We start from the raw sequence: 10,617 nt of genomic DNA, 5'->3' as shown, positions 1-10,617 counted from the left end.
CGGGTTGCGTTGCAACCCCGTTGCGGCTATTCGTCGTGTTTCGTTGGAAATCGCGAGTCCGAGTTGTCGCACCTCATGGTGCAACCGCCGGACCACTTGCCAACTTATTTTTCATCCCTCGCCGACATCGTTCGCAACGTCTACTTCTGATTCGCTTTGCGTCCGTCGCCATTTGTCACGAGTTCGTCCCGGCCGCATGAAGGCTGTCAGTTTCGCACCCACCTGCGTCGGTTTTACACGGGCCGTGTGTAGTTTTGCACACCGCCGGAATCGCCGTCACAACTCGCCCGACCTTCACCAGTTCCGCCAAACATCCGGGGCATGAATCGAACGCAATTTTCCTTCAAGGTTGCGCACCGCCCTGCCGACGCCGACGCGGTACAATGCCCGCGGTTCGATCCCCTGTTTCGCCGGGATTCGCGATGAAATCTTGCACCCTCACGCTGGCGGTCGGTGTCATCTTGGCAGCCCCGGTCCGGGCGGACGAAACTTACACCCTCGCCGAGAAGTTCGATGCCGGGCAGCTGGTGCGGGTCGAGCAAAAGACCGAACTCACCGGCACCGTCGCCGTCCCGGCCGGCAAGGACGCGAAACCTCAGGCCGTGCCGCTCACCGGGACCGGCAAGGTCGTCTTCGACGAGCGGGTGTTGCCGAACGAGGACGCCGAGACGAAGAAAGTCATCCGCCAGTACCGCACCGTCGAGTTCCGCCGCACCCTCGGGGACCGCGAGCAAACCGCCGACCTACGGAAGCAAGTGCTACGCCAAGTCGTTTTGCGGTCCGCGTCGGGGAAATCGCCCTTCTCGCCGGACGGCCCCCTGCTCTACGGCGAGATCGACACCGTTCGTACTGACGTGTTCTCCCCGGCGTTGGTTCCCGCGCTGCTGCCGACCAAGCCGGTCGCGGTGAACGACACCTGGCCGCTGGCGGCCGACGGCGTGGCCGAGCTTACCGATATGGAGAAGGTCACCGGCGGCGGGTTCACGCTAAAACTCGTCGGCGTCGTCACCGTCAACGGACGCAAGCAGGCCCGCCTCTCGCTTTCCGGGTCCGTCCGCGGGGTTGACGACAACGGCCCGTGCAAGCACGCCCTGGAGGGAACCGCGTACTTCGACCTCGACGCGAACCGGCTGGCGTACCTGTCCCTCAAGGGCACGCACGACCTCCTGGACGGGTCGGGCAAAACCGTCGGCACGATCGAGGGGCGGTTCACGCTCACGCGGTCCGCCGCGGCGGACGTTGCGGAACTGTCGGACGCGGCGCTGAAAGGCTTGGACCTGAAACCGACTTCGGAGAACTCTACCCTCCTGTACGACAACGCCAGCCTCGGGGTTCGCTTCCTCTACCCCCGCCGGTGGCGGGTCGGCGCGGTCCAGGGCCGGCAGGTCACGCTCGACGGCCCGAACGGGGCCGGCATCCTGATAACCGTCGAGACGGCGAAAAGTTTACCGTCGGCCGACGATTTCCTCCGCGAGTCCCGCGGGTTCCTCGAAAAGTCCGCGAAGGACATCGCCGTCGCGCAGAAGGTCGAGCGGCTGCCGGGGACGGTGCTGGATCGCTTCGCCCTGACCGCGACGGTGAAGGACGAGAAGCTCCGCATGGAGTACGCGGTGCTGACGAACGCGGATGCATCCGGGACGACGTTCGCCGCGCGTTTGCCGGCCCCGGACGCCGCGGAACTGGGCAAGGACGTGACGATGTTGCTGAAGTCGCTAACGAAGAAGTAATTACCGGGCCGCGAACGTAGTTCTTGTAGGGCGGGTCAAGGCTATGCGCCGACCCGCCGCGGCGGTCCCAGCCCGTTCATCGGCTCTCGACGGTGGTTGCGGTCTACCGCGGGTCGGCGCAAAGCCTTGACCCGCCCTACAAACCCCGTCGCCCCGGTCCCTCATTCCCGTGCTAGAATGACTTAACGTGCCTACCCTATCGTGACTTCATGCGAATCCTTGCGTTCGGCGACATCCACGGCTGCTCGGGAATGCTCGACGACCTCCTCGGCACGGTGCGGCCCACACCGGACGACCAACTCGTCTTTCTCGGCGACTACGTGGACCGCGGGCCGGACACCCGCGGCGTTCTCGACCGGCTCATCCGTCTGCAAGAGGAATACCGGACCGTCTGCCTCCGCGGGAACCACGAACTCATGATGAGCCGGGCGCGGCGGGATAAATCCGAGTTCCGCATGTGGACGAGCGTGGGCGGCACGCAGGCCCTCGGCTCCTACGGCAAGGGGCCGGGCCGCACGGGGACGCTCGACGACGTGCCGTACAACCACTGGCACTTCATCGAGACGGAGTGCGTGGACTACTACGAGACGGACCGACACATCTTCGTCCACGCCGGGGTCCACCCGCAGCTGCCGCTCGCCGAGCAGGACGAGGCGTGGCTGTTCTGGGAGTTCCTGGAGCCGGAGCTGGTCGCGCCCCACGTCTCGGGCAAGACCGTCATCTGCGGGCACACGTCGCAGCGGTCCGGCGAGATTCTCGACTGCGACACGACCATCTGCATCGACACGTTCGCCTACGGCGGCGGCTGGCTGACGTGCCTGGACGCCGACAGCCGGCGGTACTGGCAGGTGAACCTCGTCGGCAAGGTCCGGACCGGAATCGTCGGCCACCCGGACTGATCCCCGCGATGGCCCGGCGAACGGCACGGCGTCAGCGTGCCGGTGTAGGTCGCGGGGTGCGAAACCGGCACGCTGACGCCGTGCCGTTCGCCGGCCGTTGCTCGATTCCCCTTCAACTCTTCCTCGGCTACAGTACAACTAAGGGAACCCTCTCGGAGCCGAAGCATGGCCACCAAACTCACCGACGAAGAGAAGCGCGTCGGCGCGGCGAACTTCAACCAGGCGGCCGCGGACCTGGCGGCGAAGAAGCTCGCCGAGGACCAGGCGGCCGGGAAGACGGACCGGCGGACGTTCATCAAGGCCGTGACCGCGGCCGGGGCCGTGCTGCCCGTTTCCGCGGCCGTGTACTTCGGGTACGAGTCCTGGAAGGGGAACAAGGCGGTCAAGGCCGCGCTCATCGGGGCCGGCGACGAGGGCGGCGTGCTCATCGGCGAGCACAACCCGGAGTACCTGGACTTCGTCTCCGTCTGCGACCTCCGGCCGACGAACCTCAAGCGGATCATCGACGGCGAACCCGCCGGCCCGCGGAAGGGGTTCAACAAGCTCTACGGCAAGGACAAGGCCGCCAAGATCAAGACCTACGACGACTACAAGCAACTCATCGCCGAGGCGAAGGACCGGGGCGTCGAGGCGGTCGTGATCGCGACGCCGCTGTTCACCCACAAGGACATCGCCATCGACTGCATGAAGGCCGGGCTGCACGTCCTGTGCGAGAAGCTCATGGCCCGCGACATCAAGTCGTGCAAGGAGATGATCGCCGCCGCCAAGCAGTACGGCGTGCTGCTGTCCGTCGGGCACCAGCGGCACTACAGCCTGCTCTACGCCCACGCCCGCGAGGTCGTCGATTCCGGCATCCTCGGCGAGATCAAGCACATCCGCGCCCTGTGGCACCGCAACAACTCGTGGCCGTTCACCGCGACCGACGACGCGAAGAAGACCTACGCCACCGGCAAGGACATCGACGGCACGGAGTTCGACCTCCCGGCCCTCATCGACGGCTGGTGCAAGCCGGTCCCGAAGGCCGACGCGGACGGGTTCCTGAAGAACCCCGAGTCGCTCAAGAAGTGGGGGTTCAAGTCGATCACGGAACTCGTCCGGTGGCGGCTGTACGACCGCACGGGCGGCGGGCTGATGGCCGAACTCGGTAGCCACCAACTGGACGCCGCGAGCATCTTCCTCGGCAAGGTTCACCCGCTCGCGGTCAGCGGCGTCGGCGGGAAGTTCTTCTACGGCCCCGGCAAGAACGACCGGGAGTCGAACGACGGCGTGTTCACCACGTTCGAGTTCCCCGGCGCGAACCACCCGCGGGGCGTCAACAAGGGGAAGGACGAGAACGACGTGGTCGTCGTGACGTACTCGTCGTTCAACACGAACGAGTTCGAGGACTACGGCGAGTGCCTGATGGGCAGCCGCGGGACGATGCTCGTCGAGAAGGAGGCGAACGTCTACCTCTTCAAGGAGAAGGACAAGACGAAGAAGGGGGAGAAGTCCCCGAAGGACACGGCGGTGAAAGTGACGGCCGAGGGCGGCAAGGGTCCGGCGATGGAGGCCGCGTCCACCTGGGGCGGCGGCGGGGCGGCGATCACGAAGAACGCGGCCGGCAACGAGTGGGACACCGAGGTCCGCGGCTACCGGACCGAGATGGAGCACTTCGCGTACTGCGTCCGCCGGTGGCAGGACCTGAAGCAGAAGGTCAGCTACGAGGAGGTGGACGGCAAGCTGAAGTACGCGGACATCCTGCCGAAGTGCCACGGCGAGGTGGCGATGGCCGATGCGATCCTGGCGCTGACCGCGAACATGGCGATGGCCAAGCGGCAGCGGATCGAGTTCGACCCGAAGTGGTTCGAGCCGGACGCGACCGAGGTTCCCGAGACGAAATGGGCATGATTTTGGCGTGAAGTCGCGGCCCCGCGATGTTCATCGCGGGGCTTTCTTTTTTGTCCCGTCACCTCCGCCCCGTGCGGCGTGTCCGTATCCTCACCCCACACCCTTTCCCGAAGGAATCCGCGACCATGCCGGACGCCGTCGCCGAACTGAAGACGCTGGAATCGCAGGCCCTCGGCGAGCTGGCCGCCGCCGCGGACGAACCCGCGCTGCAAGGCTGGAAGACGAAGTTCTTCGGCGACAACGGGCTGGTGAAGGCCGCCCTCGGCAAGCTGCGGGACATCCCGAAGGACCAGAAGGCCGGGTACGGGCAGGAGGTCAACCGGGTGAAGGCGGCGCTCGAGTCGGCGCACGCCGCGGCCCTCGACGCGGCGAAGGAGAAGGCGCTGCAGGCCAGCCTGACCGCGAACCCACTGGACGTGACGCTCCCCGGCCGCGGCACGCCCCCCGGCCGGCTGCACCCGGCCACGCAAATCCTCCGGGACATCTACCGCATCTTCGGCGACCTCGGGTTCCAGATTTACCGCTCCCGCGAGGTCGAGTCGGACGAGCTGAACTTCGAGCTGCTGAACATGCCGCCGCACCACCCGGCCCGCGACATGTGGGACACGTTCTTCACCGAGTCGCCCGGCACAATTCTGCGCACCCACACGTCGCCCGGACAAATCCACGTCATGCGGGAGCAGTGTCCGAACCCGATCCGCGTCATCCTGCCGGGGATGTGCTATCGGAACGAGGCGATCAGCACCCGCAGCGAGATTCAGTTCCTCCAGGTCGAGGGGCTGGTCGTCGGCGAGGGGGTGACGATGGCCGACCTGAAGGGGACGATCACGGCGTTCGCCCGGCGGATGTTCGGCCCGGACCGGCAGGTGCGGATTCGCAGCAGCTACTTCCCGTTCACGGAGCCATCGATCGAGGTGGACATCGACTGGCCGAAGGACGACCCGAACCGCGACCGGCTGACGAAGGGGACCGGGTGGCTGGAGATCATGGGGGCCGGCATGGTCCACCCGACGGTGCTGCGGAACGGCGGGTACGACCCGGACGAGGTGACGGGGTTCGCGTTCGGCATGGGGCCGCAGCGGATGCTGATGCTCAAGCACGCGATCGACGACATCCGCCTGTTCTGGCAGAACGACCTGCGGTTCCTGGGGCAGTTCTGATCACCCGCCCGCCGCCCACGGGTTGTCGAACCCGTGGGGCACGTCCTTGAACCACCGGCGGTACGTCTCCACCTGGTCCCGCAGCGGGAAGCCGCTCAGCTCCCGCGGGTAGAGCAAGAGGAAGAACACGTCCTTCGCCCCGGCCCGCGACCGCTGCTGGTTGATGAGTCGCTGGGCGTCCGCCTGGTCCTTCAGCTCCAGCCGGCCGCCGCCGTCGGCGTCGAAGTAGAACAGCTTGCCGGTCGCCTTGTCGATCTCGACCACCCGCACGCTCAGCCGCTCGCCGAGGTTCGCCCGCTGCTTCTTCAGGTCCTCGATCCGCCGGCGGGCGATGGCGAGTTCCTGTTGCAGCTTCTCCACGTCGTCCGGCATCGACGGGTCGCGGACGGCCGGGACCGCGTCCGGGTTCCCCTTCCCGTCGTCCGGCTTGCTCACGAACGGCATGAGCAGGAAGATGCAGAACAACAGGATGAGCACGTCGATCAGCGGGATGAAGAACCGCGTCACCGACCGGCGGGGCTTCTGGATCACCGGTCCCCCTCGCCCTCGGCGGGCGTCAGCGGGACGATCGGGGTCGGGTCCGGGTAGCCGCCGAGGCTGCGGATCAGGTCGCGGCCCATGCCGACGATCCACGTCGGCAGGATGTTCAGTAGCGCCATGAACAGCCCGCTGCCGGTGGCGGTAATGGCCGGGGCGTACTTGCGGATGATCTCCTGCGGCGTCGGCGTGCTGCCGGGGGTTATGCTGTTGAAGGTCTGCAGGATGGCCGCGACCGTGCCGATCAGCCCGAGCAGCGGGAACCACTCGGCCGCCTGCGACAGGTGCGACAGCCACTTGTCCGGCCGGGTGTCGAAGTCGTTCTCCGCCCACTTCATCGCGTTCCAGGACAGGTACGTTTGCGCGAGGAAGATGACCGCCCCGGTCGCGAGGATGACCCAGTCGATGTGCGACACGGCGACGCGGGCGAGGTAGTCCCGCCGGGCGTCGGCCGGGATGGCGACGAAGACAAGCAGCCCGGCCAGGGCCGGGATGACCGCGAACGCGGTCGGCAGGACGTGGTGAATCCAGAGTCTTCGCACGGCCGTCTCCGGGGGTTACTTCGCGCGGACCAACCATTCCGGCATGGCCTGCAGCTTCCCGTCCTTGTCCACGCACGCGAGCGTCGAGTTCCCCTCGGCAACGAGCGTGCCGTCCGGGCGGAAGACTTCGTACTTGTGTTCGAGCCGCACGGGCGTGGTCCGCGTCACGGTTGTGACGATTCGTAGCTCGTCGTCGTAGTACGCCGGGCTGCGGTACTTGATCTCGATCTTGGCGACGACGAGGAAGAACCCGCGGTCTTCGAGGTCCTTGTAGTTGCCGCCGGCTTGCCGTAGGAGGTCGGTGCGGGCCTGCTCGAAGTAGACGAGGTAGTTCGCGTGGTGGAGCAACCCCATGCGGTCGGTCTCCGCGTAGCGGACGCGGATGGTGGTTTCGCCGGTAAGCATGGGAAGTAGGATATATAGCCGCCGGCTTGCCGGCGGGGTTTTGGGAGTCGCAAAACCCCGCCGGCAAGCCGGCGGCTATATGACAACCGCGCTCCCGTTCGGCGCGTTACTTGATGAACCCGATCCGATCCAGCGGGAAGAACACGAACGCCGCCTTCCCCAGCATCAGCCGGTCCGGGACGGATCCCCAGACGCGGCCGTCGGAGCTTTGGGCGCTGTTGTCGCCGAAGCAGAGGTAGTGGCCGGGCTGCACGTAGTACGTGAACACCGTGTTCGCCGCGTCGCCGGTCGAACTGTACGGCTTGTTGATGAAGTACGTGTCCCGGAAGAGCTTGAGCTTGCTCACCTCGACGCCGCTCGTCGCGCCGACGCTCGCGGGGGCCTTCACGTCGTTCGCCTCGGTCCAGCCCTCCTTCTTCTCGTCCTGCGACTCGAACTTGTCGGGGACGGTCGGGTCGTAGTCGCCGGCCGTGCCGAAGTCGATCTTCTTGCCGTCCACCCAGACGCGGAGGGAGCAATCGACGTTCGCGAACTTCAGCTTGTACGTCCCGGCCGAAGTGATACCGCTCGGCTTCGTGGCCAGTTCCTTGCCGCCCGGCCCGGTGCGGACGAGGGTGACGTTGCCGTTCGCGAATTGGGCCTGGAACCGGTTCTGCCCCTTCGACAGTTCGAGCGTGATCCCCGCGGCCGGGTCGGTCACCTTCGCCTGGCATTCGAGGATCAGGTCGCCGACCCAGAACCGGTAGTCCTGGTACTGGTCGAGGACGAACTGCTTGCCGCCGAACCCGTCCATCACCTCGCCGTTGTACCCGAGGAAGTTGTCCACCGGGATCGGGTTCACGGCCGGCTTGTTCGGCCCGCCGAGGGAGTTGAAGTCCTCGACGACGAGGTGCCGGTACCGCAGCCAGCCGAGGCCCGCGCCGCTGTGGGTGAACGCCTTCGGTACCGTCGGGTTGTCGGCCGCCCAGTCGTCCGTCTCGGCCTTCCACCGCGGCGGCACGCCCTTGTTCGCCAGGAAGTTCGACTGGTGGTCATTATCCCACACACTCCGCCTCATCGCGTCCAGCATCGCGTCCGACTTGCGGACGAGGCGGAACCCGCCGGCGTCCGCGAAGTTCGCGTCCCGCGACTTCGTGAACCGCTCGACGGCCGGGTCGAGCGAGGTCGTGCCGGGGAAGCAGAACTCGGCCCGCCAGAGGTCCTCGGCCCGCGGGTAGCCGGTCTCGTCCGGCGTCGGCGTCGGGTAGGTGATCGTGTCACAGACGTAGATGTCGCCGCGGTAGATGGCGATGGTCTCGTTGCCGAGGCCCCAGAGCCGCTTGATGTAGTTCTGCGCGCCGAAGTCCTTCTGCGGCCGGTCGGGGTACTTGAACACGACCACGTCGCCGCGCTCCGGAGGGAACTTGTGGTACTGGGCCTTGTGGACGAGGACGCGGTCGCCGGAGCTGTTCCCCTTGCCCAACTCGTGCTGCTTGAACGTGTACTTGTACCGGCAGTTGGGGCAGCAGTACCCGTGGATCGCACGTCGCTCGCCGCCTAGCTGCGGGTCGCCCTCGACCTCCCGGCTGGAGTTGAGCGGGAACCGGAACTTGCAGTCGTCGCACTCGATGACCTTCTGGTAGCCGTAGAGCGTCTCGGCCATCGACCCGGTCGGGATGACGAACGCCTCGACGACGAACTGCTTGAGGAGGAAGACGAGGACGACGACGAAGACGATGGTTTCGAGGCTCTCGCGGACCTGGTCGCGGGGGGCTTTCTTTTCGGCCGGTGGCGACGGCTTGGCCGGCACGGCGGCGGTCGCGACCCGCGGCGGGGCGGGCGGCTTATCCCGTGCCGGCAAGGGTTGCGGGACCGGAACATCGGCCGGAGCCAACGGGTTTGTCGTGGGGCCTTTGTTGGTCGGGTCCGGCATGGTGAAACACCTGTCGATACGGAGTCTGTTCGGTCGTTCGCTCGGACCGGACGGTTATTTCAGTTCCTTCGGAATCTCGCCGCTGTAGCTCGCCCAGAGCGCGTCCACCGGGTGGCCGCACCACACCTCCGGGGCGACCGCCTTCAAGTGCCGGGCGATCTGCATCAGACACCCGACGTTGCCGATGAGCACGGCCTTCGCCCCGGTCGCGCGGATGTTCGCCGCCTTCCGGTCGCCGAGCTTCCCGGCCATTTCCGGCTGCGTCAGGTTGTAACTGCCGGCCGCCCCGCAGCAGAGTTCGCTCTCCGGCAGCGGGACGAGCTTCATGCCGGGGATCAGTTCCAACAAGCTCCGCGGCTGCTTCTGAATCTGCTGCGCGTGCCGCAGGTGGCAGGCGTCGTGGTACGTGGCGGTGATGTTCAGCGGGTGCGTCGGGGCGATGGGGCCGAGGTCGTACAGGAACTCGCTGATGTCCCGGACCTTCGCGTTGAACTTCGTCGCCGCCTCCTCCGCCGGGTGGCCGTGCATCATGTGGGCGTAGTCCTTCAGCATCGCCCCGCACCCGGCCGCGTTCGTGACGATCGCGTCCAGGTCGCTCGGCACGCTGCCGGTGAAGCCGAAGATGTCGCAGTTCTTCGCCGCCAACTCGCGGGCCTGCGGCTCCATCGCGCTGTGGTAGTGGAGCGCCCCGCAGCACTGTTGCGCCCGCGGAATCCAGACTTCCACGCCGTTCTTCTGCAAGACGCGGGCCGTGTTCAATTGCGTGTCCGGGTACAGGGCATCCGCGACGCAGCCGAGGAAGAGGCCGACCTTCGCCCGCCGCTTGCCTTCCGCCGGAAGAATCTCCGGTAAGCTGCCGTAGTGCGGCTTCAGGGCCGGCAGCATGGCCTTCATCCGCCGCAGGGATTGCGGCAGGAGCTTCGTGAGGCCGAGCTTTTCCATTAGCCAGTCGAGGCCGCTCCACTGCGCGAGTCGGGCCGGGGCGAGGGCGAGCCGGGTGCGGAGTCGCGAGGGGAAGATTTTGAACAGCATGAACCGCTGGATCGCGTTCAGGTTCGCGCTCGACCGGCCGGGTTCCTTCTCCTCCATGTGGACGCGGAACGGCTCGATGAGCTTGCCGTACTGCACCCCGGACGGGCAGGCGGTTTCGCACGCCCGGCAGTTCAGGCAGAGGTCGAGGTGGCCCTTCACCGTGTCGTCGAGCTTGAGCGCGCCGTCGATCACCTGCCGCATGAGGTAGATGCGGCCGCGGGGCGAGTCGGCCTCGTTGCCGGTCTCGACGTAGGTGGGGCAGCTCGCGGTGCAGAGGCCGCAGTGGACGCAATCCAGGACGAGTTCGTAATCGAGGTTCGGCTTGCCGGACACGAGCGGGAGTGCGGTGGTCATGGAGAGCGTCGGTGGGTGTGGATGGCCGTTCGGGAAATTGTAGGGAAACGAAATGTAGGGTGGGTCGAGTCTTCGAGGCCCACCGTGGGGGAGGGCTACTACCCCCGGGGGGGGCTCATATACGCCCCACCCCCAAAAAGGGTAGGGGTCCGCGTGGGGGGC

9 protein-coding genes are annotated in these 10,617 nt (G+C 66.6%); 4 read left to right on the top strand and 5 right to left on the bottom strand.

What is annotated here, in order from left to right; translation table 11 throughout:
* Positions 1-422 precede the first annotated feature (422 nt).
* The 4 genes from AC5JJ2_RS27135 to pheS all read left to right on the top strand — a co-directional run bounded on the left by AC5JJ2_RS27135 (position 423) and on the right by pheS (position 5,673).
* On the top strand, positions 423-1,727 hold the full coding sequence (locus AC5JJ2_RS27135; protein WP_495861193.1) for a hypothetical protein: 1,305 nt from the start codon (positions 423-425) through the stop codon (positions 1,725-1,727).
* Between the two features lie 209 nt (positions 1,728-1,936).
* Entirely contained in the window at positions 1,937-2,626 is a 690-nt protein-coding gene (locus AC5JJ2_RS27130) for a metallophosphoesterase family protein (protein ID WP_495861192.1), read from the top strand.
* Between the two features lie 165 nt (positions 2,627-2,791).
* Positions 2,792-4,513 carry a Gfo/Idh/MocA family protein gene (locus AC5JJ2_RS27125; protein ID WP_495861191.1) on the top strand — a complete coding sequence of 574 codons (1,722 nt, stop codon included), beginning with the start codon at positions 2,792-2,794 and terminating at the stop codon, positions 4,511-4,513.
* A 125-nt stretch (positions 4,514-4,638) separates the two neighbouring features.
* Positions 4,639-5,673, top strand: coding sequence for a phenylalanine--tRNA ligase subunit alpha (gene pheS / locus AC5JJ2_RS27120; protein WP_495861190.1), 1,035 nt, complete (start codon positions 4,639-4,641; stop codon positions 5,671-5,673).
* Here pheS and AC5JJ2_RS27115 read toward each other — a convergent pair whose 3' ends face one another.
* The 5 genes from AC5JJ2_RS27115 to AC5JJ2_RS27095 all read right to left on the bottom strand — a co-directional run bounded on the left by AC5JJ2_RS27115 (position 5,674) and on the right by AC5JJ2_RS27095 (position 10,455).
* Complete coding sequence (locus AC5JJ2_RS27115; protein WP_495861189.1) at positions 5,674-6,204, bottom strand: hypothetical protein; 531 nt, start codon at positions 6,202-6,204, stop codon at positions 5,674-5,676.
* A complete protein-coding gene (locus AC5JJ2_RS27110) occupies positions 6,201-6,752 on the bottom strand; it encodes a MotA/TolQ/ExbB proton channel family protein (RefSeq protein ID WP_495861188.1) in 552 nt (183 codons plus the stop codon). The genes AC5JJ2_RS27115 and AC5JJ2_RS27110 overlap by 4 nt, the downstream gene beginning before the upstream one ends.
* 15 nt (positions 6,753-6,767) lie before the next feature.
* Positions 6,768-7,157: an acyl-CoA thioesterase gene (locus AC5JJ2_RS27105; RefSeq protein ID WP_495861187.1), complete on the bottom strand. Its 390-nt coding sequence runs from the start codon at positions 7,155-7,157 to the stop codon at positions 6,768-6,770.
* A gap of 106 nt (positions 7,158-7,263) precedes the next feature.
* A complete protein-coding gene (locus AC5JJ2_RS27100; RefSeq protein WP_495861186.1) occupies positions 7,264-8,997 on the bottom strand; it encodes a S26 family signal peptidase in 1,734 nt (577 codons plus the stop codon).
* A gap of 126 nt (positions 8,998-9,123) precedes the next feature.
* The gene (locus tag AC5JJ2_RS27095) at positions 9,124-10,455 is read right to left on the bottom strand and encodes a (Fe-S)-binding protein (protein ID WP_495861185.1); all 1,332 of its coding nucleotides are present in this window, start codon (positions 10,453-10,455) and stop codon (positions 9,124-9,126) included.
* Positions 10,456-10,617: the final 162 nt, after the last annotated feature.

The sequence above is a fragment of the Limnoglobus sp. genome, from assembly GCF_059499385.1.
This window is presented reverse-complemented; position numbering and strand designations above follow the sequence as displayed.

What these genes read in the sequence shown, in the direction of transcription:
- AC5JJ2_RS27135 (WP_495861193.1), top strand. Translation starts at nt 423, where the DNA reads ATGAAATCTTGCACCCTCACGCTGGCGGTCGGTGTCATCTTGGCAGCC.
- AC5JJ2_RS27130 (WP_495861192.1), top strand. Translation starts at nt 1,937, where the DNA reads ATGCGAATCCTTGCGTTCGGCGACATCCACGGCTGCTCGGGAATGCTC.
- AC5JJ2_RS27125 (WP_495861191.1), top strand. Translation starts at nt 2,792, where the DNA reads ATGGCCACCAAACTCACCGACGAAGAGAAGCGCGTCGGCGCGGCGAAC.
- pheS (WP_495861190.1), top strand. Translation starts at nt 4,639, where the DNA reads ATGCCGGACGCCGTCGCCGAACTGAAGACGCTGGAATCGCAGGCCCTC.
- AC5JJ2_RS27105 (WP_495861187.1), bottom strand. Translation starts at nt 7,157, where the DNA reads ATGCTTACCGGCGAAACCACCATCCGCGTCCGCTACGCGGAGACCGAC.
- AC5JJ2_RS27095 (WP_495861185.1), bottom strand. Translation starts at nt 10,455, where the DNA reads ATGACCACCGCACTCCCGCTCGTGTCCGGCAAGCCGAACCTCGATTAC.